The organism is Nocardia beijingensis NBRC 16342 (genome assembly GCF_001612785.1).
GTDB lineage: Bacteria > Actinomycetota > Actinomycetes > Mycobacteriales > Mycobacteriaceae > Nocardia > Nocardia beijingensis.
This window is the reverse complement of the sequence record NZ_BDBC01000051.1, coordinates 1-26,333: the sequence shown is the minus strand read 5'-3', so window position 1 is coordinate 26,333 and position 26,333 is coordinate 1. Positions and strand designations below refer to the sequence as shown.

At 68.3% G+C, this 26,333-nt stretch carries 26 protein-coding genes; 10 read left to right on the top strand and 16 right to left on the bottom strand.

Annotation, left to right across the window (positions count from 1 at the left end; all coding sequences use genetic code 11):
• Positions 1–605 precede the first annotated feature (605 nt).
• The 4 genes from rplI to rpsF all read right to left on the bottom strand — a co-directional run bounded on the left by rplI (position 606) and on the right by rpsF (position 2,294).
• Positions 606–1,058 (bottom strand): 50S ribosomal protein L9, encoded by a 453-nt coding sequence (gene rplI / locus NB3_RS25520; protein WP_067808439.1) that lies wholly within the window; start codon positions 1,056–1,058, stop codon positions 606–608.
• Between the two features lie 17 nt (positions 1,059–1,075).
• Positions 1,076–1,327, bottom strand: a complete 252-nt coding sequence (gene rpsR / locus NB3_RS25515; protein WP_067808438.1) for a 30S ribosomal protein S18 — start codon at positions 1,325–1,327, stop codon at positions 1,076–1,078.
• Between the two features lie 57 nt (positions 1,328–1,384).
• Positions 1,385–1,918: a single-stranded DNA-binding protein gene (locus NB3_RS25510; RefSeq protein ID WP_067808436.1), complete on the bottom strand. Its 534-nt coding sequence runs from the start codon at positions 1,916–1,918 to the stop codon at positions 1,385–1,387.
• Between the two features lie 88 nt (positions 1,919–2,006).
• The gene (rpsF, locus tag NB3_RS25505; protein ID WP_039803204.1) at positions 2,007–2,294 is read right to left on the bottom strand and encodes a 30S ribosomal protein S6; all 288 of its coding nucleotides are present in this window, start codon (positions 2,292–2,294) and stop codon (positions 2,007–2,009) included.
• Between the two features lie 214 nt (positions 2,295–2,508).
• Here rpsF and NB3_RS25500 point away from each other — a divergent pair, with 214 nt between their 5' ends.
• Positions 2,509–3,900: a glycosyltransferase family protein gene (locus NB3_RS25500; RefSeq protein ID WP_067808434.1), complete on the top strand. Its 1,392-nt coding sequence runs from the start codon at positions 2,509–2,511 to the stop codon at positions 3,898–3,900.
• Here NB3_RS25500 and NB3_RS25495 read toward each other — a convergent pair.
• Positions 3,897–4,430 (bottom strand): CGNR zinc finger domain-containing protein, encoded by a 534-nt coding sequence (locus NB3_RS25495; protein WP_067808432.1) that lies wholly within the window; start codon positions 4,428–4,430, stop codon positions 3,897–3,899. The genes NB3_RS25500 and NB3_RS25495 overlap by 4 nt on opposite strands.
• Positions 4,431–4,513: 83 nt before the next feature.
• Between NB3_RS25495 and NB3_RS25490 the strand changes: the two genes are divergently transcribed.
• The gene (locus NB3_RS25490) at positions 4,514–5,413 is read left to right on the top strand and encodes a DMT family transporter (protein ID WP_244892075.1); all 900 of its coding nucleotides are present in this window, start codon (positions 4,514–4,516) and stop codon (positions 5,411–5,413) included.
• Between the two features lies 1 nt (position 5,414).
• Here NB3_RS25490 and NB3_RS25485 read toward each other — a convergent pair whose 3' ends face one another.
• From NB3_RS25485 to NB3_RS25475, 3 genes are all read right to left on the bottom strand, one after another.
• Entirely contained in the window at positions 5,415–6,038 is a 624-nt protein-coding gene (locus tag NB3_RS25485; RefSeq protein WP_067808430.1) for a TerD family protein, read from the bottom strand.
• A gap of 94 nt (positions 6,039–6,132) precedes the next feature.
• Entirely contained in the window at positions 6,133–7,233 is a 1,101-nt protein-coding gene (locus NB3_RS25480) for a DUF475 domain-containing protein (RefSeq protein ID WP_067808427.1), read from the bottom strand.
• Positions 7,234–7,393: 160 nt separating this feature from the next.
• Positions 7,394–7,969 carry a TerD family protein gene (locus NB3_RS25475; protein WP_067808425.1) on the bottom strand — a complete coding sequence of 192 codons (576 nt, stop codon included), beginning with the start codon at positions 7,967–7,969 and terminating at the stop codon, positions 7,394–7,396.
• Positions 7,970–8,113: 144 nt separating this feature from the next.
• Here NB3_RS25475 and NB3_RS25470 point away from each other — a divergent pair, with 144 nt between their 5' ends.
• Genes NB3_RS25470 through NB3_RS25450 form a run of 5 tightly spaced genes read left to right on the top strand, consistent with a single transcriptional unit; the run spans position 8,114 to position 13,997 of the window.
• Positions 8,114–9,331 carry a hypothetical protein gene (locus NB3_RS25470; protein WP_244892074.1) on the top strand — a complete coding sequence of 406 codons (1,218 nt, stop codon included), beginning with the start codon at positions 8,114–8,116 and terminating at the stop codon, positions 9,329–9,331.
• 13 nt (positions 9,332–9,344) lie between these two features.
• Complete coding sequence (locus NB3_RS25465) at positions 9,345–10,559, top strand: HpcH/HpaI aldolase/citrate lyase family protein (RefSeq protein WP_084823664.1); 1,215 nt, start codon at positions 9,345–9,347, stop codon at positions 10,557–10,559.
• Positions 10,556–12,013: a phosphoribosyltransferase domain-containing protein gene (locus NB3_RS25460; RefSeq protein WP_067808423.1), complete on the top strand. Its 1,458-nt coding sequence runs from the start codon at positions 10,556–10,558 to the stop codon at positions 12,011–12,013. Before NB3_RS25465 ends, NB3_RS25460 begins: the two co-directional genes overlap by 4 nt.
• Positions 12,010–13,149, top strand: coding sequence for a cysteine protease StiP family protein (locus tag NB3_RS25455; RefSeq protein WP_067808420.1), 1,140 nt, complete (start codon positions 12,010–12,012; stop codon positions 13,147–13,149). Before NB3_RS25460 ends, NB3_RS25455 begins: the two co-directional genes overlap by 4 nt.
• Before the next feature lie 59 nt (positions 13,150–13,208).
• Positions 13,209–13,997 (top strand): HAD family hydrolase, encoded by a 789-nt coding sequence (locus NB3_RS25450; protein ID WP_067808418.1) that lies wholly within the window; start codon positions 13,209–13,211, stop codon positions 13,995–13,997.
• Here the strand turns inward: NB3_RS25450 and NB3_RS25445 are convergent.
• Positions 13,969–14,538 carry a class IV adenylate cyclase gene (locus NB3_RS25445; RefSeq protein ID WP_067808416.1) on the bottom strand — a complete coding sequence of 190 codons (570 nt, stop codon included), beginning with the start codon at positions 14,536–14,538 and terminating at the stop codon, positions 13,969–13,971. The two genes, NB3_RS25450 and NB3_RS25445, sit on opposite strands and share 29 nt — an antisense overlap.
• 32 nt (positions 14,539–14,570) lie before the next feature.
• A complete protein-coding gene (locus tag NB3_RS25440) occupies positions 14,571–14,972 on the bottom strand; it encodes a MerR family transcriptional regulator (protein ID WP_067808414.1) in 402 nt (133 codons plus the stop codon).
• A 47-nt stretch (positions 14,973–15,019) separates the two neighbouring features.
• Between NB3_RS25440 and NB3_RS25435 the strand changes: the two genes are divergently transcribed.
• The gene (locus NB3_RS25435; protein WP_067808412.1) at positions 15,020–15,817 is read left to right on the top strand and encodes an MBL fold metallo-hydrolase; all 798 of its coding nucleotides are present in this window, start codon (positions 15,020–15,022) and stop codon (positions 15,815–15,817) included.
• A 5-nt stretch (positions 15,818–15,822) separates the two neighbouring features.
• Here the strand turns inward: NB3_RS25435 and NB3_RS25430 are convergent, their stop codons facing one another.
• The 4 genes from NB3_RS25430 to NB3_RS25415 all read right to left on the bottom strand — a co-directional run bounded on the left by NB3_RS25430 (position 15,823) and on the right by NB3_RS25415 (position 18,853).
• Positions 15,823–16,668: a hypothetical protein gene (locus tag NB3_RS25430; RefSeq protein WP_067808410.1), complete on the bottom strand. Its 846-nt coding sequence runs from the start codon at positions 16,666–16,668 to the stop codon at positions 15,823–15,825.
• 92 nt (positions 16,669–16,760) lie between these two features.
• Positions 16,761–17,525, bottom strand: coding sequence for an AIM24 family protein (locus tag NB3_RS25425; RefSeq protein ID WP_067808408.1), 765 nt, complete (start codon positions 17,523–17,525; stop codon positions 16,761–16,763).
• A 2-nt stretch (positions 17,526–17,527) separates the two neighbouring features.
• Entirely contained in the window at positions 17,528–18,223 is a 696-nt protein-coding gene (locus NB3_RS25420) for an AIM24 family protein (RefSeq protein ID WP_067808406.1), read from the bottom strand.
• Positions 18,224–18,229: 6 nt separating this feature from the next.
• On the bottom strand, positions 18,230–18,853 hold the full coding sequence (locus NB3_RS25415) for an AIM24 family protein (RefSeq protein WP_067808574.1): 624 nt from the start codon (positions 18,851–18,853) through the stop codon (positions 18,230–18,232).
• A 181-nt stretch (positions 18,854–19,034) separates the two neighbouring features.
• On the opposite strand from NB3_RS25415, the gene NB3_RS25410 reads away from it, so the two are divergent.
• Both NB3_RS25410 and NB3_RS25405 read left to right on the top strand, forming a co-directional pair.
• Positions 19,035–20,438: a TerD family protein gene (locus NB3_RS25410; protein WP_067808404.1), complete on the top strand. Its 1,404-nt coding sequence runs from the start codon at positions 19,035–19,037 to the stop codon at positions 20,436–20,438.
• A gap of 27 nt (positions 20,439–20,465) precedes the next feature.
• On the top strand, positions 20,466–22,034 hold the full coding sequence (locus NB3_RS25405; RefSeq protein ID WP_067808402.1) for a TerD family protein: 1,569 nt from the start codon (positions 20,466–20,468) through the stop codon (positions 22,032–22,034).
• A gap of 18 nt (positions 22,035–22,052) precedes the next feature.
• Here the strand turns inward: NB3_RS25405 and NB3_RS25400 are convergent, their stop codons facing one another.
• Entirely contained in the window at positions 22,053–23,723 is a 1,671-nt protein-coding gene (locus NB3_RS25400; protein WP_084823663.1) for a glycosyltransferase family 87 protein, read from the bottom strand.
• 288 nt (positions 23,724–24,011) lie between these two features.
• On the bottom strand, positions 24,012–26,333 hold a 2,322-nt coding region (locus NB3_RS25395; protein WP_244892073.1), incomplete at its 5' end, for a transglycosylase domain-containing protein.

Here is a 26,333-nt window from a genome sequence, read left to right as displayed (position 1 = left end):
CACGACCGGGATGCACCCTGTCGACTCGTTTTACTCCCGGGCACCGACACGTTCGGATAAGCCGTTGACCAGGGCTCCAGCTACCGCCGCGGCACCGGTCCGTGCGCGCGCCATGAAGCGGTCGGCGCGCGGCGATGCGACGAACCTAGGCGACCTGCCGGGTGGGTACCAAACCGCCCTGTGCACACAGCTGTGGATAACTTGGGGAGAGTTCACCCAACCGTGTGCAGCCCCTGTGTACAACTTGGGGAAAACCCAGGTCGACAGGGTCGAATACGCAGATAGACATGGACTTCCGCGCTTTTCCAGGTGTGGATTAATGAAGTACCGGCGTGTCGGCCAAGTTGAACAGCCGGGCGTGTTGGGTTAACAGCACGTGAGTCGCATATGACCTGAATCACATTGCGGACGGTCGGTTCCGCCAGTAATCCACAGGCTGGGAAAACAGGGCGGCGGTGAAGTGCGCGACGGCGCCCCGATTGTCCCGAATGACGCTCTCGCTCATTCGGCAAATAGCTGGCTACTAATCAGTGCGTAGCAGCGGGCACAACCGAGGACCACTCCCGCCCGCAGACGGGAGTGGTCCTCGATGTAATGCCCTGAAATCAGGCGGCGGTGACCGTCAGGTCGAACTTCGCCACCACGTCGGGGTGCAGGTGCACCGCGATGCCGTGCTTGCCGGTCGTCTTGATGTGCGCCTTCGGCAGCTCGATGCTGCGCTTGTCGACGACGGGGCCACCCGCCGCCTTGACGGCCGCCGCGACGTCCGACTGGGTCACCGAACCGAACAGCTTGCCGGTGCCGGCGGTCTTCACCGCCAGGGAGACCGACTCCAGGCCCTCGATGGCCTGCTTCAGCTCGTTGGCGTGGTCCAGGTCGCGGACCCGGCGGGCTTCCTGCGCCCGGCGGATGCCCTCGACCTGCTTCTGCGCGCCACGGCTGGCCACGATCGCCAGGCCGCGCGGCAGCAGGTAGTTGCGGCCGTAGCCGTCCTTGACCTCAACGGTGTCGCCGGGGGCACCGAGGTTGTCCACATCAGCGGTAAGAATCAACTTCATTGGCGTGCCTCCCTTTCTCAGCGAGCCGTCGACACGTAAGGCAGCAGGGCGACCTCACGCGAGTTCTTGACCGCAACCGCGATATCGCGCTGATGCTGCACGCAGTTGCCGGTGACGCGGCGGGCACGGATCTTGCCGCGGTCGCTGACGTACTTGCGCAGCAACGCCGTGTCCTTGTAATCGATCGTGACGCTTCCGGTCTTGCTCTCCTTGCAGAACGAGCAAGCCTTCTTCTTCAGCACCTTTTCGCGCGCGGGCGCTTTAGGCATGGTCTTGTACTCCGTAATCAGTGATGGCCCGAATCGGCCGGGCCGTTGTGGCCGTTCTCAGAACGGCGGTTCGTCATCCATGCGGCTGCCCCCGAAGGAGCCTGCCGCGGGCGCACTGCCCCACGGGTCGTCCTCGGCACCGCCGGAACGCCCACCGCCACCACCGGAGGAGGCATAGCCGCCACCGCCGCCGGAGCCGGACCCGAAGCCGCCGCCTCCGCTGCCGCGGCTGGTCTTGTTGACCTTCGCGGTGGCGTAGCGCAGCGAGGGACCGACCTCGTCGACCTCGAGCTCGACGACCGTGCGCTTCTCACCCTCGCGGGTCTCGTAGGAGCGCTGCTTGAGTCGTCCGCTCACGATGACACGGGAACCCCTGGTCAGGCTTTCGGCGACATTCTCCGCGGCCTCGCGCCAGATATTGCAGCGCAGGAACAGCGCTTCGCCGTCTTTCCATTCGTTCGAATTGCGATCGAACACACGGGGAGTCGACGCGACGGTGAAATTCGCCACCGCCTGTCCCGCCGGTGTGAATCGAAGCTCCGGGTCGGCCGTCAGATTTCCGATGACGGTGATGACCGTGTCGCCTGCCATGTGGTTCCTCCTGCTCGGTGTGCAGTCCGCGTCTCGCTGTTGCGCTAGAGCCTAGGCACAGGCTCTGACGCAAACGAGGGTTGCCGGACTACTTGTCGTGGCGCAGAACCTTGGTGCGCAGCACCGACTCGTTGAGACCGAGCTGGCGGTCGAGTTCGCTCACGGTGGCGGGCTCGGCGGTCAGGTCGACCACGGCGTAGATGCCCTCGGCGTGCTTGGCGATCTCGTAGGCGAGCCTGCGGCGGCCCCAGATGTCGACCTTGTCGATCTTGCCGCCCTCGGTGCGAACGACACTGAGCAGGTTGTCCAGCGACGGACCAACAGTGCGCTCGTCCAGGCTCGGATCGAGGATGACCATCACTTCGTAATGACGCACGGACCAATCACCTCCTGTGGACTAGGAAACGGCCACGGACGGTCCGTGGCAGGAGGGTCGTTGCGTCAGCAACCCGAACAGGCTACATGAGCGGCGGCTGAGCAGTGAAATTGCCCCGGCGCGCCGCCCCGGCCCCCTGCGGTCGGACGCCGCGTTCACATCCGTAGGAAGGGGAACGGCGCCACGCCGGGGAGCGTCCGCTTAGGGTGGATCCATGCCGACCGGACTCGCCGCCAGCGACCTGCCCGCGGGTGGTGTGCGACGCCGCGCGGCGTTCGCCGTGGTGGTGGTGCTGCTCTGCGGCCTGGTCCTCGCGCTGGCCTACGCGAACAAGGCGCGCTGTGCGGGTGCGCCGTTCGACCGGGACGGGCGAAGCACGGTTTTCGACGTCGTCAAGGATTCGGACGTCTGCTATTCCGATATCCAATTCCTCTGGCTCGGCCGGGATATCAACGAGCACGTCTTTCCCTATGTGAACGGCGGCATCACCGACGGCGGCGCGTTGGTCGGCGGCGCGGTGGAGTATCCGGTGCTCAGCGGCGTGCTGATGTGGATCGGCGCGGTCGGCGCGGACAACGACGCCGATTTCCTGCGGTACTCGGCGCTGTTGCTGGCGCCTTTTGCGCTGCTGACCGCATGGATGCTGGCTCGCCTGGCCGGGGGCGCGGCCTTGCTGTGGGCGGCCGGACCGCCGCTGGTGCTGTACGCCTTCCACAACTGGGAGCTTCCGGTGGTGTGCACGGCGGTCGCGGCCGTCTACGTGATGGCGGCGCTGACCCGCTACTCCGTGCGCACCAGGGGCATCGTGGCCGCGGTGCTGCTCGGGCTCGGGTTCTGCCTCAAGTTGTATCCGGGGATCTTCGTATTGCCCCTGCTGGCCTACGTGCTGACCGGCGGCGGTGAGCGCGACGCGCGAGGCGGCGATCGCGAGCCGGACGTCCGTGGCGCGCTGCTCACCGCGGCGGCGGCGATCGGCACCGTCGTCGTGGTCAACCTGCCGTTCGCCCTGGTGGGATATGAGGGCTGGCGCGCGTCCATCACGTTCCAGCAATTGCGTCAGGCCGACATCACCACGAATTCGATCTGGTACTGGGGACTTCGGCCGATGTTCGGTCCCGACGCGCGCAGCGAGGCGGCGTTCCAGCAAGTGGTCTCGGTCGCCTCGCCCGTGCTGGTGCTCGCGGCGTTCGCACTGGCCATGGTGCTCGGCTGGCGGCGCTATCTGGCGACCGGCGTGTTCCCATGGGTCGGGGTGAGCGGCGCGATGCTGTGTGGATTCCTGTTGTTCCACAAGGTGCATTCCCCGCAGTACACCCTCTGGCTGGTGCCGTTCCTGGTGCTGCTCGAGATCCCCTGGTGGTGGATCGGCGGCTATCTCGTCGCCGACGCGGCCATCGGGATCGGGGTGTTCCGCTATTTCTATTCGATGGGTCAGGGCACCTCGGTCGAGTTGATGGAACGCATCGTCCAATTCGGTGTGTGGGGGCGCGCGAGCCTGCTGATCGTGTTCTTCTTCGTCTTCCTGTGGGCGGCGCCGCGCGGAGATCGTTCGACGTCTGCCCGGGTTTCGCCATCCGGCACGCGCAAGCTGGTCCCGGTGGTCTAGGGCGCACCGTGCCGGGCCCGGAAGGCGGCGCTTTTGGCGCGGTTGCCGCACAAGGTCATGTCGCACCACCGGCGGGAGCCGCCGCGGGAAGTGTCCACATACAGCCGGGTGCATGCGGCGCGACCGCACTCTTTGACGAGCGCCCTGCTGCCGAGTAGCTCGATTGCGGACCGGGCGATGGCGGCCAAGGCCGCGTCCGCATCGCCGGCGCGGAGGACCGTCCCATCGGGACGCAGGCTGACCGACGGTGGGGCGCTGCCGGCGAATTCGTTGACGGTCCGGCGGTCGGCATCGTCGAAGGCGCTGTCGCGGGTGCAGGCCACCGCCATGCGGTAGGCCGCCTCGCGCAAGCGCACCGCCCGCGCGAGGGTGTCCGCGTCGCTGGGCGGGGGGTTGTCGAGCAACCGCGCGGCGACGATCCAGTCGGCCAGCGCGGCAGGGCTGGTGAGGACGTCCTCGAATGTGGTCGAGCGCGCCTTGACGGTGCCGGCGAAGTCCAGGGCGAGGTTGCCGCTCACGAAGGTGAACACGTGCCCATAGTAACCGTCTTGACAGGTTAGTGGCGCGGATGTCACCGTGATAACCACCCAAGATGGTTACTCAGGGAGGTTCCGTGCAGAGCCGATTCGCGACGGTGGCCGCGCAGCCGCTGTTCGTCTTGTTGTGGAGCAGCGCGTTCATCGCCGGGGTGATCGGGGTCGGCGCCGCGCCGCCGCTCTTCGTGCTGTTCGTGCGCTTCGCCGTCGCGGGAGTGCTGCTGACGGCCTACGCCTTCATCGCGCGGGTGACCTGGCCGCAAGGCGGTCAACTGCGTCACGTGCTCATCGCCGGGTTGCTGATGCAGATGGTCCAGTTCGGCGCGTTCTACACCGCGATGGCCGAACATGTCTCGGCGGCGGTGATCGCGCTGGTGCAGGGCTTGAATCCGGTGGTCATCGCGCTGTGCGCCGGACTGATCGGCGAAGTCGTCACGATGCGGCAGTGGTTCGGCTTCGGCATCGGCGGCGTCGGAGTCGCGCTCGCCGTGTTCGACCAGTCCCACTTCTCCCTGACCGGATTGCTGCTGTGCGTGGCAGGGCTGCTCGGCCTGAGCATCGGCACCGTATACCAGAAGCGGTTCACGCCCGCCGTCGATCCACGGGCCGCCACGGCGCTGCACGTGGCGATCAGCGCGCCGATCGCCGGGGCGCTGGCCTGGCTGTCGGGTCAGGTGCACGTGTCGGACGCCGGCCGGTTCGCCGGGTCGCTGATCTGGATGGTGCTGGTGAACTCCATGGCCGCGTTCCTGCTGCTCAACGCCATGCTGCGCCGGTGGGACGCGACCAGGGTCGGCAAGCTGTTCTTCGCGACGCCCGCGGTGACCGCGATCCTGGCCTGGCTGCTGATCGATCAGCCGCTGCGACCGCTGACGGTCGCCGGACTGGCCGTCGGCCTGGTGGGCTTGGTGTTCGCCGCGCGCAAGCCGACGGCGTCGCCGGTGATCCGGCGGCAGCCGGTGCCGGTGCCGCGGTGACCTACTTGCGACCGGCCTGCCACCGCATACCCCACTGGTACGCCTGGTCGAGTTCGCGCTGGGCGCCGTTGACGTAGTGCACTTCCCGGTGCACGGTGATGCCGGCTCCCTGGTTCTGCAGCAGGGCGACGGCACACGAGCGGGCGCCGTCCACCGGAGAGTCGAGGCGGACCTCGACCTGCGGACCGGAGGTGGGGTAGAGCGTCACCACGCCGTCGGCGGCGGCCCAGTTGGGCACGCCCTCGTAGATGAAGGCGAAGATCAGGATGCGCCGGAACAGTTCGGGCCGGGACAGATCGATGTGCAGGTTCTCGCCCGCCGCGGCCGAACCGCTGCGATCGTCGCCGTCGAGCCGGATGTGGGGCTCGCCCTCCAGCGTGCCGAAGTTGCCACCGATCGCCTGGACGACGCCCTTGGCGCCGTTGGACAGTTCGTAGAGGCAGCCGAGGTCCAGGTCGATGGCCTTGGCGCGGCGGAAGAATCCCCTCGGACCGCTCGACCAGTTCAGGTTGACCCGCATGGTGCCCTGCTGCTCACCCGGCTTGGTCAGATTGATGCTCGGTGTCGCCTTCGACAGGGTCACCTTGGACAGGCTGACGCCGCCGGGGTTGTCGTTGGTCCCCATGGCGCGGATCCCCCCTCTGTGGAAACGAGAGCGGCAGCGGCCATCCTCGGGATGGGGCCGCTGCCGCAACGGGTCTTCGGCTGCTTGCCGGGAATCAGCCTACCGGCGTCGGTTCCCGTTCGCTGTCCAGTTCCTCCTCGTCCGCTCGGCCGTTGCGGACGATGCTGGTGATGAACGCCGCGCCGATGAACGCGACGCCGACCAGGCCGGTGACGACCTCGTTGATGTGCACGCCGATCGAGATCAGCAGGATCGCCGCGAGCGCGCCGATCGCCCAGTGCGCGCCGTGCTCCAGGTAGACGTACTCCGACAGCGTGCCCTTGCGGACCAGGTACACCGTGATCGACCGGACGAACATGGCGCCGATCAGGCCGAGGCCGAGCGCGATGATGATCGGGTCGGAGGTGATGGCGAACGCGCCGATCACACCGTCGAAGGAGAACGACGCATCGAGCACCTCCAGGTAGAGGAACAGGAAGAAGCCCGCCTTGCCGGTGGCCTTGACCAGTTCCGAAGGGCCGCCCTCGGTGTGCTCCTCGGTGTGGAACATCGAGCCCAAGCCGTCCACCGCGATGTAGGTGATCATGCCGAGCAGACCCGCCACCAGCACGGTCGAGCGGTGCGCCTCGTCGGCGATGAACTCCGCGGTGAGAATCAGACCCGTGCCGGCGACCACCACGGAGAGCATGTCCAGCTTGCCCGCCTTGGCCAGCGGCCGCTCCAGCCAGCTCAGCCAGGTGATGTCGCGCTCCTCGAAGATGAAGTTGAGGAACAGCAGGGCCAGGAACATGCCGCCGAACGCCGCGATCTGCGGGTGCGCGTCGGTGAGCAGTTTCTCGTAGCTGGGGCTGCCGTCGGGGAAGGTCAGGGCGCCGTCCGGGGGCGGGTTGAGGGCCAGGTCGAAGGCCCGCACCGGATCCAGCCCCGCGGTGATCCACACGATCGCCAGCGGGAAGACCAACCGCATGCCGAACACGGCGATCAACACGCCGACGGTGAGGAAGATCCGCTGCCAGAACGCGCTCATCCGTTCCAGGACGGTGGCGTTGATCACGGCGTTGTCGAACGAGAGCGACACCTCGAGGATGCCGAGGATCGCGGCGAGCGCGAGGGCGGTCGGTCCGCCGTACACGACGGCGACGACGAGCGACAGCACCGTGACGACGAGGGACATGCCGAATATGCGCAGGACCACGCTGGGACCTTTCGTGAGTGAAGAACGAGGCGGCGACGGTTGCTACCAGGGTGGCCGCTGGATCGCCGGTTGTCCAACGTTGCTCCCAGGGCGCCGGCATGCCTGGGTCGCACGACGAGGGGGCCCGTCGCCGGGCCCCCTGTGAACGGCGAAGTGTTCCTTAGACGTTCACGCCGTAGTCACGGGCGATGCCCGCCAGGCCGGAGGCGTAACCCTGGCCGATCGCGCGGAACTTCCACTCCGCGCCGTTGCGGTACAGCTCACCGAAGACCATCGCGGTCTCGGTGGAGGCATCCTCGGTGAGGTCGTAGCGGGCGAGCTCCTCGCCGTTGCTGCGGTCCACCACGCGGATGTAGGCGTTGCGGACCTGGCCGAAGGACTGCGACCGGGAGTCGGCGTCGTAGATCGAGACCGGGAAGAAGATGCTCTCGATCGTGGGCGGGGTGTTCGCCAGGTCGACGTTGATGACCTCGTCGTCGCCCTCGCCCTCGCCGGTCCGGTTGTCGCCCGCGTGCTCGATCGAGCCCTCGGGGGAACGCAGATTGTTGAAGAAGACGAAGTGCTGGTCGGACAGGACCTTCTTGTCCGCGCCGGTAGCGATGGCGCTGGCGTCGAGGTCGAAGTCGGTGCCGGTGGTGGTCCGCACATCCCACCCCAGGCCGACCGCAACAGCGGTGAGGTTAGGCGCCGCCTTGGTCAGCGAGACATTGCCGCCCTTGGACAAACTGACACCCATGCGGGATTCCCTTTCAATAGTCCGTCATTGGTTCCCAGCATGTCCGAATCGCCGGGGACGCCATCGACAGTAGTAGGTTTCCGCGAACTTGCGTAGGAACCCGCGTAACCCCCGGCGAACAGGAAGATCTCCTACCATCGGGGCGTGGCAGGCCGGAGGCGTGGATGGTTCCGTTCGTCGGGAAACGACGAGTGGATCGAGCATGCCCGCGCGACGCTCGCGACCGCGTTCCTGGACATGGACCGACGGCAGAGCGCGGCCGAGGCGGCGGTGCACGCGGCCGACCAGATCTTCCCCGACCGGGGCACGGGCGCGCGCTGGGAACCGGTGCGGCACAGGTGCTATGGCGCCGCGGAGCTGTATCTGACGCTGAGCGCGGAGCTGGAGGCCGCGCAGCAAGGCGGCCCTCCGGTGCCGCAGGGCAGGCAACGCGTCGACGCCGCGGTGCGGCAACTGACCGACGCGGCGCGCGCGGTCGACGAGTTCTATCGCGGCGACCGGGGCAAGCTGGAAGAGGCGGTGGCGGTGCTCGGCGCGGTGCCGCAGTTGGTCCAGCAGGTGAAGGCCGACGCGGCCGGTGTGCGCGGGCGGGCCGCCGAATCGGAGTTCGCGGACTACCCCTCGGTGCGCAGGCACGCGGCGGCGGTCGATGAGGCGCTGGTCACACTGGAAGCGGCGGGTTCGGGCACGGCCTCGGGCACCGTGCGTGAGGCCGCGAACCGTCTCCGGGCGGCCACCAAGGAGCTGGCTGATGCTCTGGCGCAAGCGCCATCTCGGGCCGCGGCGGCGACCAACGCGATATCGTCGGTGACAACCCGCATTGCCGCCGTCCGGACCAGGGCCGAAGGCGTTCCGCAGGCATTCTCGGCGCTGCTGCGCGAGTTCAATGCTGCGAGTTCGGCCGATTTGGCTAACAATGAGCGGGAAAGCCAGCGAGCCATCGAGGCCGCGGACGCGGCCCTGGGCAGGGCGCGTGCGGCGGCGGCAGAGAACAATCCGGAGTTTGCACTTGATCTGACCACATCCGCGCGCGGGTTCCTCGCCGAGGCCGAGCAGCGAGTCGACGCCGTCACCAAGCGGCTGGCTCTGCTGCGTGCGATCCGGTCCGACCCGCAAGAACACGCCAAGGCCGTACGATTCCGGCTGCGGGACGCGCAGATGCTCGCGGTGAGCCGCGGGCTGGTCGCCGAATGGGGTTCGGTGCTCGACGCGCAAGCGGCACGAATCGACCGAATCAGCGAAACACTGTCGGGGCGCCACCCCGACTACTGGGCCTATGTGGCGGAACTGGATGCCGTCACCGAATTCATAGCCGGAGTAGTGGATCGAATGAGAAAACAAGCAGGACCACGACGAGAATGAGGATGGGGCAACGATGACCGCAGGCATCGCCGTCCAGCAGGAGGTATCCCTGCGGAAGCGAATGCCGCTGCGCCACTTCCGGCAGTTGCACGGACCCGAGGCTCGGCGTCTTTTCCACCGGCAGCCCGAGGCGTTCGGCGACGACGACACCGACCGCGAGCTGCTCGCCATCGGGCTGGGCGCGACGCTGTACGCGCCCGCGACCAGGCCCGATCTCGCGGAGACGATCGGAAGGCGCGCCGCGCACGGCGTGTGTTCGATGGTGATCGACCTCGAGGACGCGGTCGCCGATCACGAAGTGGAGTACGCCAAGCGACAGACCGTCGCCGCGCTGGATCTGCTCGCGAGCAGCCACGACGCCAACCCGCTGCTGTTCGTGCGGGTGCGCGACGCGGACACGATCACCGAGCTCGTCGAGCAACTCGGACCCGGAGCCAAGGTGCTGACCGGGTTCGTGTTCCCGAAGTTCGACAGCGTCACCGGGCCGAAGTACCTGAACGCGCTGAACGCGGCGGCCCAGCGGCTGGACCGGCCGCTGTACGGGATGCCGGTGCTGGAGTCGGCGGGGCTGGTGCACCGGGAGACCCGCGATTACGAGCTCACCCAGATCGCGGCGCTGCTGGCGGCGCACCGGGACCGGGTGCTGGCGGTGCGGGTCGGCGCGACCGACATGTGCTCGACCTTCGGCATCCGCCGCGACCGCGACCTGACCATCTACGACGTGCGCGTGGTCGCCGACGTCATCGCCGACATCGTGAACTATCTGGGACGCGCGGACGGAACCGGTTTCGTCATCACGGGGCCGGTGTGGGAGTACTTCGCCGATCACGAACGGATGTTCCGTCCGCTGCTGCGGACCGCGCCGTTCGAGGAATCCGACGCGGTGCCGTGCCGGCAGTACCTGGTCAGCCGGGATCTGGACGGTTTGCTGCGGGAGATCACGCTGGACCGGGCCAACGGCATCCAGGGCAAGACGGTGATCCATCCGTCGCACGTGGCGGCCGTGCACGCGCTGTCGGTGGTGACGCACGAGGAGTACTCGGACGCGCTGGACATCCTGCGCGACGACGTCGGCGGCGTGGCGGCCTCCGGCTACCGGAACAAGATGAACGAGATGCGGCCGCATCGCAGTTGGGCGCGGCAGACACTGTTGCGCGCGCGGGTGTTCGGCGTGGCGAACAAGGGAGTGTCGTTCGTGGATCTGCTGACGGCGTTGGTCACCGTATGAGCCGGGCCGCTACCGAATTCGACAACCGAACACCTTGGGCGACAAAAGTTCTCGGCATCGAACTACATCACGACACCAGTGGCGCACCGGACCGGCTGCGCACCGCGCGGCTGCCGATCACGGCCTTGGTGCAGCCGGGAGTGCGCCACAACAATCGGCGCAGGGCGCACCTGCTGGTCTCCACCGTGCTGGGCAAGCACCTGCCGACCGATCCTCGGGTGGTGCTCGGCGCGGGCGATCACCTGGGCGATCTGGTTCGCGCGGTGCTCGGTGAGCGCCCAGCCGTCGTGCTCGGATTCGCGGAGACCGCAACGGGTCTCGGCCATTGCGTGGCAGCGCGCATCGGCGCGAGCTGCTATCTGCATTCGACCCGGCGCGCGGTGCCGCACGCGACGACGCTCGCCGGGTTCGAGGAGGGGCACTCGCACGCCACTTCCCACCTGTTGCAACCGTCGCCGGCCGGCATCTTCGTCAACGATCTGCCGCTGGTGCTGGTGGACGACGAGATCTCCACCGGTGACACCGCGATCGACGCGGTGCGGGCACTGCATGCCTTCGCGCCCCGCACGCACTATGTGCTCGCGTCGCTGGTGGATCTGCGCACCGAGGCCCAGCGGGCCGAATTCGACGCGGTGGCAGCCGAACTCGGGGCGCGCATCGACACCGTGTGCCTCGCCACCGGCCGCGCGTCACTGCCCGACGGGCTGGTGGACGCGGTCGGCGCGCTTCCCGAACCCCGGCTGAACCCGACCGCCGGGCACACCGGTTCGTTCGGGCGCATCGAACTCCCGTGGCCGAACGCTGTGCCGGAGGGTGGCAGACACGGCATCCTCGCCTCCGACACCGGCGCGTTCGAGGCCGCGCTGGTGGACGCGGGACGTGCGCTGACCGCTCGGCTCGACGCCGACTTCCCCGGCCGGGCCGTCATCGTGCTCGGGCACGAGGAGCTGATGTACCTGCCCCTGCGGCTGGCGGCGCTGCTCGCCGAGTCGGGGACGCCCACGCGGTTCCAGACCACCACGCGGTCGCCCGCGTACGTGCTGGACGAGCCGGGGTATCCGTTGCGGCGGGGGTTCCGGTTCGTCGCGCCCGAACCGGGCGATGCCGCGCCGCGCTATCTGTACAACGCGCAGTGGCCCGCGACCTCGCTCGACCTGTTCGAGGCCGACCTCGCGGGGCTTGGCGCGCTGCTCGCCGGTTCGCCGCACGGCGATGCCGTCGCGATCTCGGACGACGGCGTCGACAGCGGCGCCGAGGGCGACGGCCCGGCCGCCGACCCCGTGCTCGTCGTCGTGGTCGACTCCCCCGCCGACACCGCGGAGCTGACGGCTGAGCACGGGTTGATCGACGTGCTGACCGCTTCCGGGGCCGACGTCCTGCTGGCGGTGCTGCCGGAGGCGGACCCGCGGCGGCTGCACGCCGAACGCACGGAGTCGGACGGGAGCCGGGTATGACGAGTACCGAGGTGGGCGCGCTACCGGCTCCCCTGCACGGGCCGCGGTTCGGCTCCTACGCGGCCGAGGAGGTCTCCTGGCTGCTGAAGGATCTGTCGGACGTCGACCTGGAAGCCGACATCGTCGAGCGGGAACGGCGGATCCAGGCCGGGAAGGCGCACTACGCGGAGTCGCTGCCGATCGAGTATCAGCCCGACGCGTCCTACCGGGCGCTGTTCGACGAGGTGCTCGCGGCCAGCGCCGAACGGCTCGCGCTGGCCGTGGCGACCGTGTCGGAGCTGGTGGTCGCCGAACGCGGCGAGGACGTCGTCCTGGTGTCGCTGGCCCGTGCGGGCACGCCGGTCGGCATTCTGATGCGCCGCTGGCTGCGGGCGCGGCGTCCGAGCCTGGAGGTGCCGCACTACGCGGTGTCGATCGTGCGAGGTCGCGGCATCGACGCGGTGGCGCTGGACTATCTGGCCGAGCATCACGATCCGTCCTCGGTCGTGTTCGTCGACGGATGGACCGGCAAAGGTGCGATCACCCGTGAGCTGACCGAAGCGCTGGACGCCTATCACGCCGCGGGCGGCCCGCGGTTCGACGACGGCTTGGCGGTGCTGGCCGATCCAGGGCATTGCGTGCGCACCTACGGCACTCGCGACGACTTCCTGATCGCGTCGGCCTGCCTGAATTCGACGGTGTCCGGCTTGGTTTCGCGCACGGTCCTGAACGACACCCTGATCGGGCCCGGCGAGTTCCACGGCGCGAAGTTCTACCGCGAACTGGCCGATGACGACGTGTCCGGGCGTCTGCTCGACACCGTGAGCGGCGCCTTCGACGCGGTCCGGGACCTGGTGCCCGCCGAGGTGGCCGCGATCCGCGCGAGCGACCGGACGCCCACCTGGACCGGCTGGACGTCGGTGGAGCAAGTGCGGGAGCGATACGGGATCACCAGCGTGAACTTCGTCAAGCCAGGGGTCGGTGAGACCACCCGGGTGCTGCTGCGGCGGGTTCCGTGGCGGGTGCTGGTGCGCGAGGCGGACGCGCCGGAGCACGCGCACATCAGGATGCTCGCCGCGGCCAGGGGCGTGCCGGTCGAAGTCGTCGCCGACCTGGCATATTCGTGCATGGGACTGATCAAGGACGTGCAGCAGTGAACCTATCCCCGAAAGCGCATCGAAGACGTGCGCTGATCGCGACCGACCTGGACCGGACGATGATCTACTCGCGTAACGCCTTCAGCACCACCGCCGACGTGCCGACGGTCTGTGTGGAGCATCTGGAAGGGGCGCCGCTGTCGTTCATGACCACCACCGCGGCGCTGCGGATGCAGACCCTGACCGAACCCGCCGCCGTCGTTCCCACCACCACCCGCACCATCAAACAGTTCGACCGCATCCGCCTGCCCGGAGCGCCGTGGCGCTACGCGATCACGAGCAACGGCGGGAACATCCTGGTCGACGGCGTGCCCGACCTCAGCTGGCGCATCGGCATCGACGCCCAGGTTCGCGCGGGGGGCGCCACCCTTTCCGAGGTGAGCAAGGAACTGCACACCCGCATCGATGACTCCTGGGTCACCAAGTTCCGCGTGGCCGATCATCTGTTCTGCTACCTGGTGGTGAAGCCCAAGGAGGTTCCCGAGGGGTTCTTGGCGGAGTGGGACGACTGGTGCCGTCCACGCGGCTGGTCCGCGTCCCAGCAGGGCCGCAAGATCTACACTATGCCGCAGGCCGTCTGCAAGAGCCGCGCGGTGGACGAGGTGCGCAAGCGTCTCTGGGAAAGCGGTGAACTCGCCGACGACGCCCGCACCCTCGCGGCGGGCGACGGCGCCCTCGACGCCGAAATGCTGCGCGCGGCCGACTCCGCCATCCGCCCCCGCCACGGCGAACTCGAACAACTCAACTGGACCCACCCCAACCTCACCGTCACCAGAGCCACCGGCATCCTCGCGGGCGAGGAAATCATCAACTGGTTCATCAAGGCAGCCCCGACGCCTTCCGCGTAGCGAGCACGGCATCCGTGTACTGCTCGGTGGTGAGATCGCCGTCCGCGATGCCGAGCTGTCGGAGCGTGGTCCGAACGACCTCCAGCGCTTCCGCCAGCTCCGATTCGGGCACGATGGTCTCCAGCTCGATGAACGTGCCGTCCAGTTCGGGAACCGTCACCAGCGTGGCCAGCAGCTGGCGTCCTCCGGATGCGAATCGATAGTCGATGCAGTGCTTTTCGAAGCAGACCAGGTCTTTCAGGCCGAGACCGCGTAGCACGGAGTCGATTACCGAAGGGTCGGCCACCTCGGTTTCGTATTCCGGCTTCGATCCACTCGCCGTGTCGACCGCGGGTTCCTTGTAAGTGAGCAGGGACCGCCGCCCGTTGTCCGAGGTGATGGTCCGCAAACGCAGCTCACGGTCCTCCCACGACAATCTCCCGTCCGGCAGGTCGTAGTAAGTGTCCTGATACGTGGAACGCTGCCCTGCACTCCGCGCGGAGAGCGCGCACCGCACGGACTCGACGTCCCGGACCCGAGCCTTGAGTTCAGCCTCGATCATCCGACTCCTCTCGGTCGGACGGGCTCGTGCACTCACACCACGTCGGTGGTGGGGTCGAAGGTGGATTTGAAGTCCGGGCATTCGACCAGGGGGTCGTGGGTGCAGGTGGCGGCGTGGCGGAGGCTGTCGCGCATGCGGATGAGGCGGGTGATGTCCTCGTCGAGTCGGCCGGCTTTTTCGGCCATGCGGGCGCGGAGTTCGGCGTCGGAGGGGGAGGCGCGTAGGAAGCGGGCGATTTCGGCGAGGGTGAAACCGGCGCCTCGGGCGCAGGAGATGAGGGCGAGGCGGTTCAGGATGTCGGGGTGGTAGGTGCGGCGCAGGCCGTTGCGGCCGGTCGCGGCGATGAGACCGCGCTTCTCGTAGAAGCGCAGGGCGGAGGGGGCGAGGCCGGTTTGCGCGCCGACCTCGGCGATATCGAGCAGGACGTCGGTCATCTCGTCTCCTTGACTTGAACCGCGCTTCAAGTCACAGACTAGCTCGCATGACAATTCATCACCTCAATTGCGGATCGGTTCGGCAGATCGAAGCCACCTACGACGGGCCCGCGCCCGCTCATGCCGTGAACCATTGCCTGCTGGTCGAGACGGCCTCCGAGGGCCTGGTCCTGATCGACACGGGCATCGGGCTGGACGATGTGCGCGACCCGGCGGGCACGCTCGGGGCGGAATGGGTGGCGATGGCCCAGCCCGTCCTCTCCGAAGACGAGACCGCGATCCGGCAGATCGAGCGGCTCGGCTACGACCCAGCCGACGTCCGGCACATCATCCTCACCCACCTCGACGTGGACCACTGCGGCGGACTGCCCGACTTCCCGCACGCGCGAGTCCACGTGCTCGGCGCCGAACTGGCGGCGGCGCATGCCGAAGCGCCGAGCTTCCGCTATCGTCCCGCGCACTGGGCACACGATCCGAACTGGGTGGCCTACCCGTCGGAGGCGACCGGGAAATGGTTCGGTTTCAACGCGATCCAACCAAAGGACCTGCCCGACGACTTCCAGTTGATCCCGCTGGGCGGGCACACTGCAGGCCACACAGGGGTCGCCGTTCGAGACGGCGACAGCTGGCTGCTGCACTGCGGCGACGCCTACTACTACCATCGCGAACTCGACGCCGCCCCGCAGCCGCACCCGGTGCTCGACGTCGTGCAGACCGGTTCCGAAGTCCATCACGACCTGCGGCTGGGCACCCAGGCGCGCCTGCGCGAACTACACCGCGATCACGGCCACGAGGTCACCCTGATCAGCGCGCACGACCCGTGGGAATTCCAGCGGGCGAGCTGATCCACTCACCGTCGCTGCCAGCACTGCGCGCGGTCACCGAGATTCCACCAGGAGACGTAGCCCGGGTCCTGGTCGAGCAGGGTCCATTCCTGCTCGAGCAGGTCGAAGAACGCGCTGTCGGCCGTGCGCCCTCCCCGGGCTTCGCCGATGTAGATCAGCGACGACCCGCCCGCCTCCTGGTAGGCGGCGAGAGTGGTGGAGGCCATCGGGTTCTCCCAGCCGGGCGGCCAGCAGAGGAACAGCGCGTGGTCGGCGTGCGCGGCGACCAGATCCGCCGGCGTGGACGGCGGCGTCGCGGTGGGATGCCAGGTCGCGGTCTGGCCCGCCGCGCCCGGGAACGCCGAGTTCGTGGCACGGTCGGGCGGATGCGAGTCGAAAGCGCTGGTCGGCACGCCGATCCGCGTGAGCTGATGTGCCCAGTAACCGCGTCCGGCTCCGACCTCGAAAATCGGCCTGCCCTGGGCGACGTCGCCGACCCAGCGCAGCGTCGCGGGGGAGGGAATCGCGTAGGCGTACGCGGCTTGCAACACGATCTGCGCGTAGGCCAGTCGCGCACTGCCTTTGGGATTTCCCCCGTTCACCTCGGCGCGGTTCGCCCGTTCCGCCGGGCCGGGCGACACCGCGGTGGCGACGATGTCCCAGTACGGGTTCGCGCTCGCGCCGCCGGTCATGTAGTGCAGTAGGTGTAGGTCGAACGTGGCGTCGGCGATGTCGTCACCGGTGCCGGGCAACCGGCCCGCGGTGGACCAGTAGTCGGCTACTCGCGGATACTCTGTCGCGAAAGAGGATTCGTCTCGCACCAGGTTCGTCAGCGCCGTGCGACGCTGCGGCGAGAGCGCCAAGTCAGCCATCCCTCGATTTTCCGCCGACCGCCACCGTTGCCGGGGAACGTCGAGACGAGTTCACCGTCCCGTCGCGAATCCTTCGCTGTCCGTATGCGAACTCAGTACTGCTGATGTCCCGCCAACTGCTGCGCGATGATTCCCTGCAATCGTTGCAGGCCGCCGACGGTGATCCCGCTCTGGATCTGGCCCTCGATGGTGCGCACCAGCACGGAGTCGCTGAGCACCTTCTCGCTGGACTGGATCAGCACGGTTCCCGCGCCGGTGAACTCGAACTGGCGCTCCTCACCCGAGTTCACGCCGAAGCGCGCCGCACCGGCGGCCAGGAAGTTCGAGATCCACCCCTCGTCGTAGTGGTGGCTGGGGGAGGGGCAATCGGCCCACCCGACCAGGGATTCCGGGTCGACGCGCAGCGGTGGCTCGGCGAACATCACCGGCCCGTTGGAGGAGGCGAGGAACTTGCCGGTGCCGATCAACGTGAGGAATCCGGGCACGATGGACTGGTTGAGCGAAAGGCCCGGTTCGAAGGCGAGCAGGTTCGCCGCTCGGATGGTCAGGTTGCCGTTGTCCTCGAGATCGTAGGAATTGATGTCGTAACCGCGGTCGCCGATGATCAGCTTGCCGTGCCCCTCCGCGACGACGTAGTCGCCGGTGAACAGCGGCGCCGAGAACTGCTGCGACACCATGTGCAGCAGCCCGCCCTGCAACCCGTGCGTGAGCGCCTGGAACCGGATGTCGCCGTAGTAGGCGATCATCGCGCCCTTGCGCATGAACCACGGCTTGTTCAGGTCGATGCAGTAGGCGTAGCTGTTTCCCGGGATGTTGTCGCTCTCACCGAGATTCATGGGGCCGAGGATCTGGGACATGCTCACAACTTCTCTTCGGAGGCCTGCACATAGACGACGCCCTGCCCGGCGCAGTGCAGCTGCATCGCCTCGCCGGAACCGCGTCCGACGGCGTCGCGCCAGCTCAGCGCCGCCTTGAGTTCGGTCTGCACGTTGCCGTACGCGGCGACGAAGGCTTGCGGATCGACCACGACCGGATTCGGGCCGCCCACTTGCAGTTCCAGGAATCCGCCGTGCGCGAGCAGCACCGCCGAGCCTTGCCCGGACAACTGGGTGGTGAACATGCCCTGCCCGGTCAGCGCGCCCGACGCGGCGCCGCGCAGCGCGCCCATCAGGCCGCCACCGCCTCCACCGCCCGAACTCATCACGGAGACCACCGAACTCTGCAGCCCGGCGGTGTTGGCGAGCAGTCGCGAAGCCTCGACGCGCAGCGTCGCGCCCGGCTGCATGTGCACCACGTGCACCTCGAGACCGGCGAATCCGTAATGGACCTCGCCGTTGCCCTGCGCGAGCATGGTGCGCTCGTGCTCGCCCGCCATCGCGCGGCCGGCCAGACCCATCAGCCCGCCCATGCCGCCCATCCCTTGCGCTCCCGGAATCTGATGGGGGGCGAAAGCGACGTTGCCGGTATAGAACAGCATCGCGCCGCTGCGTGCGACCACACCGCCCGCCATCCCGACGTCGACCTTGACGACTTTGCCGTTGACCTTCTCGAACATCCGCCTCTACCGTTCCGCCGGTTGGATCGACACCACGCCGTGGCCGTCCCAGCGCAGCGAGAACGCCTCGCCCGCGTCCTGGCCGACGAAACTGCGCCAGGACACGTCGGTGACGAAGGACTGGTTGAGGTTTCCGCGCGCGGCGACGAACGCGTCCGGGTCCACGACCAACGGGTACTGCGGCGAGACCTCCAGGTGGATGAGCGGACCACCCGCCGAGAGCAGCGCGACCTGGCCTTGGCCGGAGACGGTCGTGGTGAACAGGCCCTGCCCGGTGGACGCACCGCGCAACCCGGCGAATCGCACGTCGGTGCGCAGGTTTCCGGCGAACGCGAGCAATTGTTGCGATTCCACCTGCAACGTCTCGTTGTTCAGGTTCACGACGGTGACGTGCTGGCCGTTGACCGCGAAGAACACCCTTCCGTGACCGGCGCACTCCATCAGCGAAAGCTTCTCGCCGGTGGCCCGGCGCTTCAGCCCGGCGAGCACGCCGTCGCCCCCGCCGAAGCCGGCCGCCTTGAACTGCACGTTCCCCTCGTAGGCGATCATCGAACCGGAGATCGCGCGGAGGCTGGTGCCGGCCAGATGGGCCTCGATCACCTTCTTCGATTGCTCGAACAGTTGCGCCATGGAATGTCTGCCTGCTGTCTCGATCGGGAACACGGTGTGACCGCCGTATTCCATCTGCGTGCCGTCACCCTAACCGATGCTCGCGCGGGCGTCGGGGCAGCGCGGCCCTTCGATTCCAGCGGCCCGCAGCGCGTTTCTCGTAGAGTGTCAGGCGAACGCACCGACAAGCGAAGGGTCGAACTTGTCCGCAACTCTCGCCAAGGGCCAGAACGGTCCGCTGGCCACCAACGACGTGCTGATCTCCGTCCAGCTCACGGCGCCGGCGGATCTGTCGGCACTACTGGTCACCGAGCGGGGCAAGGTCCGTTCCGATGCCGATTTCGTCTTCTTCAACCAGCCCAGCGGCCCGGGTGTCAATCTGCAGCCCGCGCCGGCGGGTCAGCCCGCGTCGCTGGCGGTGTCGCTGAACGCGGTGCCCGCCGACATCGATCAGATCCGCGCCGTGATCACCCTCGATGACGCGAACAGCAATTTCGGCAGGTTCCCCGCGCCGACCGCGATCGTGTCGGACGCGGCCGGTAATCAGTTGTACGAGTACCGGATCGAGGGGCTGAACACCGAGTCGATCGTGATCGCGCTCGAGCTGTACCGACGCCAGGGCGCGTGGAAGGTGCGTGCGGTCGGGCAGGGCTACGCGGGTGGTTTCGCCGCGCTGGTCACCGATCACGGTGTGAAGGTCGACGACGCTCCCGCCCAGCCCGCGCAGGCTCCGCAGGCCCCGCCGCCGCCTCCGCAGCAGCAGCCGGTTCAGCAGCCGCCGAACTACCCGCCGCCGACCACCCCGGCCTACCCGACCCAGCAGCAGGCGCCGCAGTACGCGCCGACCGGCGGTTATCCGCCGCCCGGCCCCGGCTACCCGCCGCCCGGTCAGCCGCCGCAGGGCGGCCCCGGTTATCCACCCCCCGGCCCGGGTTACCCGCCGCCGCCCGCCCCCGGGGCCGGTTATCCGCCGCCCGGCCAGCCGCCGCAGCCGCAGCAGCCCGCCGAGGTCAGCCTGAGCAAGGACCGCCCCGTCAGCCTGGTCAAGGGCCAGCGGGTGACGTTGCGCAAGGAAGGCGCCGCGCTGACCTTCGTGAAGATGGGTCTCGGCTGGGATCCGGTGCGCAGCCGCGGCATGTTCGGCAACCGCACAGTCGACATCGACCTGGACGCGTCGGTCATCATGTTCGCCGACATGAACCCGGTGGACGTGGCCTACTACGGCCAGCTGACCTCCAAGGACGGTTCGATCCGCCACCAGGGCGACAACCTCACCGGCGAGGGCGAAGGCGACGACGAGGTGATCCTGGTCGACCTGACCCGCGTCCCCGCGCACGTCACGACGTTGCTGTTCATCGTCACCTCCTACAAGGGCCACACCTTCGAGCAGGTGCAGAACGCGTTCTGCCGCTTGGTCGACGGGACGAACAACGGCGAGCTGGCCAGATACACGCTCGCGGGCGGCATGCCGTTCACCGCGATGGCCATGTCCAAGCTGTACCGGGTCGGCAGCGACTGGAAACTGCAGGCGCTCGGTGAGGGCTTCCAGGCCAAGCATCCGGGTGAGGCGGTGCCGCAGCTCGGCCGGTTCCTCGTCAACGGTTGACCGGCGGCGGACAGCGGGGCGGATACGGTGATTCAACTGCGGGCCGGTCAGAACATCCCATTGACCGGTGAGGTCGTTCGTTTCAGTGCGAAAGCCGAGGCTGCCCTCGATGTCTCCGCGCTGGTGGTCGCCGAGAACCTGAAGGTGTTCTCCAGCGACGATTTCGTCTTCTACAATCAGCCCGCCACGGCGGGGGTCGCCTTGGCGGCCGACGGAGTCACCATCACGCTCGCCGAGGTGCGCGCGGACGCGAAGGCCGTGCTGCTGGTGGTCAGCGCCGACCCGGCCGCACCAGCGCGAGCGGGCGGACTCGGGTCGGTCACCGCCACCTTGTCCGAGAACGACAGCGTGACAGCCGAATTCGCGATCTCCCCGTCGTCCGGCGAGACCGCGCTGATCTGCCTGGAGGTGTACCGGCGCGGTCCGGCCTGGAAGCTGCGGGCGGTGGGCCAGGGTTACGCGGGCGGGCTCGCCGTGCTGCTCACCGCGCACGGCGTCGAGGTCGACGGTGCGGCTGAGGAGCAGGCCGACGGGCCCGGCACGCACACCATGGCCGGTCCACTGTCGGGTGACGCGCAGATCGCGGCCGCCGGTGCGCCGCTGGAAGTCGGTCACGGCCTGGAACGGCTGTGGATGGTGTTCGAAGACGCGGCGCGGTCGTCCGCCGCGCTGGTCTCGGCGCGGGAGTACGCGGCGAAGCGGTTGGATCACGAACTGTCGCTCGCCGTCTCCGATCCGGCTACCAGGAACACTCCGGCGGCCGAACAGGCGCGCACCGCCGCGCAGCAACGGCACGACGAACTCGTCGCCACCGCGGAGCGCAACCACCAGCGCGATGCCGAACAGCTGATGGGCGAACTCGCCGAGGCCGACCGGGTGCTGCCGCCCGCCCTGGCGTCCTGGGATTCGCCCGCTTGGGACAAGCCCGCGCCGAGCGACGGCATCCGGCTCGGTGAGTTGTACGCGCTCGACCGTGGGCCGCTGCGCATTCCGTACTGCGTTCCGGTGCCGCTGAACCGGCCGCTGTGGATCGATACCGAGTCGACGCGTGCGGTCGCGCCCGTGGTGGGCGCACTGCTGGCGCGACTGCTCGCCACGGCGCCGCAGCGGCGGACGCTGGTCGACATCATCGATCTGACCGACGCGTTCGGCGGCTTCACCGGCCTGCTCGCTCCGGTGCTGAACGGTCCGCCGATCACCGATCACGCCGACATCTCGGCGCGGCTGCAAGCGCTGGTGGACGCGGCCGAACTGGCCGAATTGGCTTATACCAGCGGCGCTTTCACGCCGCCCGCCGAACATCGGGTGCTGTTGGCCGCGGACTTCCCGCACGGCTACCAGAGCTCGGACGCCCAGCGCATCGGCGCGTTGATCACGCGCGGTGAGCTGATCGGGCTGTCCATCGTGATCGTCGGCGCGAACGAGTCCGATTCGGCCGACACCACCGTGGCGATGCTGTCGCAGTCGTGCCGCCACCTGCCGACCATCGGCGGCACGCCGCTGTTCGATCCGTGGACCGGCAGCGCGTGGCAACTCGATCTGGACCTGTTGCCGCAGGAGCCGGAACGGCAGGCGCGCTTCCTGCGCACGATGTGAACGCCTGAAGGCGCCCGCTCAGCTTTGGGCGACCGCCGCCCGCGGCCGCAACGGCCCCGGCAGCCAGGGCAGCAGCGGATCCGGCGCGCGGTCGACGACGCCGCCCACCGGGTCGTCCACGAAGTCGCGACGCACCAGGTCCTCCTCCGGGCGGTAGATCTGGCGCACGATCAGCGCGCACAGGCCGAGCACCGCCAAGTCGCGCAGTGCGACCGTGCCGGTGAACCACTGTTCGGGCAGGCCTTTGCGGTCCAAGCCGAGGTAGTAGAACATCCGTGGTACCCAGACCAGCGCGTCGATGGTCATCCACGTCAGCAGGATGCGCCGGTGCGGCAGCGCCAGGACGGCCAGCGGCACCAGCCACAGCGAATACTGGGGACTCCACACCTTGTTCGTCAGCAGGAACGCCGCGACCACCAGGAAGCACAGTTGCGCCAGCCGCGGCCGTCGCGGCGCGGTGAGGCCGATGTAGGCGATCACGGCGCAGGCGGCGACGAACGCCAGCAGGGAGACGGCGTTCAGGATCGCGGGCTGCTCGCCGTAGGTCAGCGCGCCGTCGAAGCCGGGCCAACCGGTGAACGAGGAGATCACGTTGTAGATCGAGTCCGGGTCGGCGTGCCGGGTGGTGTTGAGCCGGAAGAACTCCTGCCAGCCATTCGGGAACAGCGCGGCGATCGGCAGGTTCACCGCCAGCCAGGTGGCCAGCGCGGCGCACATCGTGACAGACGCGGCGCCGATCGGCCTGGCGCTGAGAAACTGGATGCGATAGGGGGTTTCCCGCAGCCACGCCAGGAAGGTCGGCCAGCCGTCGATGTCGCGTATCCGCAGGCCGAGGTGCGTGCGCAGGGTGCGTTGCATCGTCTCGGTGCGCAGGCACAGCACGAGGATGGGCCCGAGCAGCAGCAGGGGATACAGTTTGGCCGCGCCGCCCAGGCCGAGCAGGACTCCCGCCAGCACGGGCCTGCGCCGGGCCCACGCGAGCAGACCGGTCGCGGCGAAGGCCGTCGCGAGCGCGTCGAAATTGGTAAAGGCGTGCACGATCACCAACGGCGAACAGGCGATCAGCGCCGCGTCCCAGATCCGGCGGCCGGACAGCAACGCCGACGCCCAGACAGTGATCAGCCAGGCGATCGCGAGGCCGAACGCGACGACGTTGAAATAGATCACCACCTGCAACGCGCCGGGCAGCGGCGCGGCGTCCCAGCTCTTGGCGATCCGCATCGCGAAATACTGATAGAGGCCCGAGAGCACGGGATATTCCATGTACCGCGTCTCCCGCCCACCGTCGGGAGTCTGCTCGGTCCACTGCTTCTTGTACGGGAAAGCGCCTTCGTTCAGTCGCTCGGCTCCGTAGAGCGGCACGGTGTCCGAATAGCACATCGCCACGTACTGGCGGCCGTTGTTCCAGTCGAGCGTCGGACCGTCCGCGCCGGTGGTCTGCTGGATGCAACCCGCCTTGCCGAACCAGCCGAGCGCCAGGAACACCACGGTGAACGCCATCAGCACCCGCATGGGCGTCCAGAACCGCACCCGCCCGATCAGTGCGTGATCACCGACCGGCCCGCCGATCACCGTGGACAGCTGCGCGGCGAGCGAATCATTGCGACTCGGCCGGTCCCGCGCGTCCGCCGATCGGAGATCAGAAGCGAGCGGAGCAGGGGCGGCGTAGTACGCCCCACCGGGCGCCATCTGGTCCGACAGCGGTGCCCTCCCATCCCTCCGTGGCTCCACCAGCTGCTGATCGGTCACGGAACCCGAGGCTACCCGGAGTGTGGCCGGTGGCCCGGATCGAGTCGGCTTCGGTCCCCCGCGCGTTGCCTGCCGCGCACACCGGAGCAAGCGGTGCACGTGACAAATCCTCTTCACTATCCGGAATGATCGGCCCAGTGACAGGTGATGTCTGGAAACTTTGCCCAAGCACGACGCAGGCCGGGGCCGAACCTGATCAGGTTCGGCCCCGGCCTGCGTGACAGCGAACTACCTGCCCCGTGTCGGCGCGGTTCCGTTCGTACCCTCGTTGTTGTTCGAATTACCGTTGTTGCTCGGTCTCGGTGAGCCGGTGGCCGTTGGTGCGGAACCGTCAGCCGGTGCGACCGGTTGGCCGGGCAGCGGTCCGGAGTCCGATTCACGCTGCTGTTGCGGGCGCTGCTGTTGCGGCGCGGGTTGTACGCCGGGAACCGGGATGGTGATGCCGGGCAGAATCTCCACTTGGGTAGGTGCGACCACCACCGGCGGCAGGAGCGGAGATTCGACGGTGGACGGCGCGGTGTAGGGCGCCGACCATTCGGGGACGCCGGCTTGGCCCTTGATGGGCGCGGGCTTCGGGAAAGTCTCGTTGCGAGTGCCCGAGAGCGCCCCGTCCATGGTCGCCTTCCAGATGTCGGAAGGCAGCCCCGAGCCGTAGATCATGCCGCCGCTGTAGTTGCGCAGCGGCGAGTTGTCGACGCTGCCGACCCACACCGCGGTGGAAAGCGACGGGGTGTAGCCGACCATCCAGGCGTCTTTGTTCTCGCCGGTGTCCAGCAACTGCGCGGTACCCGTCTTGGCGGCCGATTCCCGCCCGTTGGCCAGCCCGTGGTTGCGGGAGTAACTGGCGATCGGCTTCATCGCGGCGGTGACGTTGTCCGCGACAGCGGCGGAGACGCGCTGCTCACCGGCCACCTCACCGCGGTCGAGCAGGACTTGACCGTCGCCCGTCACGACCTTCGACACGAAGTGCGGCGCGTGGTAGACGCCGGAGGCCGCCAGCGTCGCGTACATGGAGGCCATGTCGAGCGGCCGTGCCTGGTATTGGCCCAGCACGATGCCATTGTTGGGCCCGGAGCCGTCCGACTCGGTGAGCGTCTTACCGACTCCCGGAATGGTGTCCGGCATGCCCAACTTATAGGCCATTTCGGCGATTTTGCGTGGGCCGTTCTGCATGTCCAGCTGCATCCGGTAGAAGCTGGTGTTCAATGACCGCTTCAGCGCCTCGGCGATGGTGCACATGCCGCACTGCTCGCCTTCGACATTGGAGATCTTGATGCCGTTGACGGTCAGCGGCGAGCTGTCGTACAACTGCGACAGCGGGACGCCCTGCTCCAGGTTCGCCGCCAAGCCGATGACCTTGAACGAGGAACCGGTCTGCAGCCCCGCGTTGGCGAAGTCGTACCCCTGGCCGTTGCTGCCGCCGTAGTAGGCGCGCACGGCGCCGCTACGCGGATCGATCGACACCACGGCGGTACGCAACTGCTCCGGCTCACCCTGCATCTTCGAGGTGGCCGCGTCGACCGCCGCCTGCTGGGCCTTCGGGTCGATCGTCGTGGTGATCTGCAGGCCGGCGGTGTTCAGCTGCTGCTCGCTGATGCCCGCGGCGCCGAGTTCCTTGAGCACCTGCGTCTTGATCAAGCCCTCGGGGCCGGAGTCCTGTTCCTTGTCTCTGGTCGAGGCGAGGGGGACGACCTGCGGGTATTGCAGGCCCTGGCGCTCGGCCGCGCTCAGGTTGCCGCCGGAGACCATGCCGTCGAGCACGTAGCCCCAGCGGGTCTTCGCGCCCTCGGGATTCTTCTCCGGGTCCAGGCTGGACGGCAGCTGGATGGTGGCGGCGAGCACCGCGCCCTCGGCGACGGTCAGCTCCTGCACCGGCTTGCCGAAGTACGCCTTGGCCGCCGCGTCGATGCCGTACGCGCCGCGACCGAAATAGATGGTGTTCAGGTACGCGGCGAGGATCTCGTCCTTGCTCCACTGCCGCGCCATCTTGGCCGAGATGACCAGCTCGTGCATCTTGCGGGTCAGCGAGTGCTCGTCACCGACCAGCGCGTTCTTCACGTACTGCTGGGTGATCGTCGAGCCGCCGCCCGCGCTCTCCTTGCCGAGGATGTTGTCCCTGGCCGCGCGCGCGAAGCCGGAGATAGAGAAGCCGGGGTTGGTGTAGAAGTCGCGGTCCTCGGCGGCCATCACCGCGTTACGCACGTGCGGCGGGATCTGGTCGATGGTGACGTCGGTCCGGTTGCCTTCCGGCGGAACCACTTTGCTGAGCACGGTGGTGCCGTCGGAGGCGAGGATGGTCGCCACCTGGTTGGTCTTCAGATCGCCCGGCTGCGGCACCGACACCGTGGTGTACGCGGCCAGGAAGATGCCGCTGGGCAGCAGAATGGCCAACGCGATCAAGACATAGAGGGTGCGGCGCACGATCCGCCAGGGGAACTTCTTCCGCTGCTCGGGCTGCCGCCTTCCCGGCCCGTCGGAGCCACCGCTGCCGCCACGGCGCGGCGGCGGGCCCGACGGTGGGCCGCCCGCGGCCTGCCTGCGTTCGCCGGT

Bases quoted from the DNA above. Each gene is read 5' to 3' on its own strand.
- rplI (WP_067808439.1), bottom strand. From the start codon at position 1,058: ATGAAGTTGATTCTTACCGCTGATGTGGACAACCTCGGTGCCCCCGGC.
- rpsR (WP_067808438.1), bottom strand. From the start codon at position 1,327: ATGCCTAAAGCGCCCGCGCGCGAAAAGGTGCTGAAGAAGAAGGCTTGC.
- NB3_RS25510 (WP_067808436.1), bottom strand. From the start codon at position 1,918: ATGGCAGGCGACACGGTCATCACCGTCATCGGAAATCTGACGGCCGAC.
- NB3_RS25500 (WP_067808434.1), top strand. From the start codon at position 2,509: ATGCCGACCGGACTCGCCGCCAGCGACCTGCCCGCGGGTGGTGTGCGA.
- NB3_RS25485 (WP_067808430.1), bottom strand. From the start codon at position 6,038: ATGGGGACCAACGACAACCCCGGCGGCGTCAGCCTGTCCAAGGTGACC.
- NB3_RS25475 (WP_067808425.1), bottom strand. From the start codon at position 7,969: ATGGGTGTCAGTTTGTCCAAGGGCGGCAATGTCTCGCTGACCAAGGCG.
- NB3_RS25465 (WP_084823664.1), top strand. From the start codon at position 9,345: ATGACCGCAGGCATCGCCGTCCAGCAGGAGGTATCCCTGCGGAAGCGA.
- NB3_RS25460 (WP_067808423.1), top strand. From the start codon at position 10,556: ATGAGCCGGGCCGCTACCGAATTCGACAACCGAACACCTTGGGCGACA.
- NB3_RS25455 (WP_067808420.1), top strand. From the start codon at position 12,010: ATGACGAGTACCGAGGTGGGCGCGCTACCGGCTCCCCTGCACGGGCCG.
- NB3_RS25450 (WP_067808418.1), top strand. From the start codon at position 13,209: ATGATCTACTCGCGTAACGCCTTCAGCACCACCGCCGACGTGCCGACG.
- NB3_RS25445 (WP_067808416.1), bottom strand. From the start codon at position 14,538: ATGATCGAGGCTGAACTCAAGGCTCGGGTCCGGGACGTCGAGTCCGTG.
- NB3_RS25440 (WP_067808414.1), bottom strand. From the start codon at position 14,972: ATGACCGACGTCCTGCTCGATATCGCCGAGGTCGGCGCGCAAACCGGC.
- NB3_RS25435 (WP_067808412.1), top strand. From the start codon at position 15,020: ATGACAATTCATCACCTCAATTGCGGATCGGTTCGGCAGATCGAAGCC.
- NB3_RS25430 (WP_067808410.1), bottom strand. From the start codon at position 16,668: ATGGCTGACTTGGCGCTCTCGCCGCAGCGTCGCACGGCGCTGACGAAC.
- NB3_RS25425 (WP_067808408.1), bottom strand. From the start codon at position 17,525: ATGTCCCAGATCCTCGGCCCCATGAATCTCGGTGAGAGCGACAACATC.
- NB3_RS25420 (WP_067808406.1), bottom strand. From the start codon at position 18,223: ATGTTCGAGAAGGTCAACGGCAAAGTCGTCAAGGTCGACGTCGGGATG.
- NB3_RS25415 (WP_067808574.1), bottom strand. From the start codon at position 18,853: ATGGCGCAACTGTTCGAGCAATCGAAGAAGGTGATCGAGGCCCATCTG.
- NB3_RS25400 (WP_084823663.1), bottom strand. From the start codon at position 23,723: ATGGCGCCCGGTGGGGCGTACTACGCCGCCCCTGCTCCGCTCGCTTCT.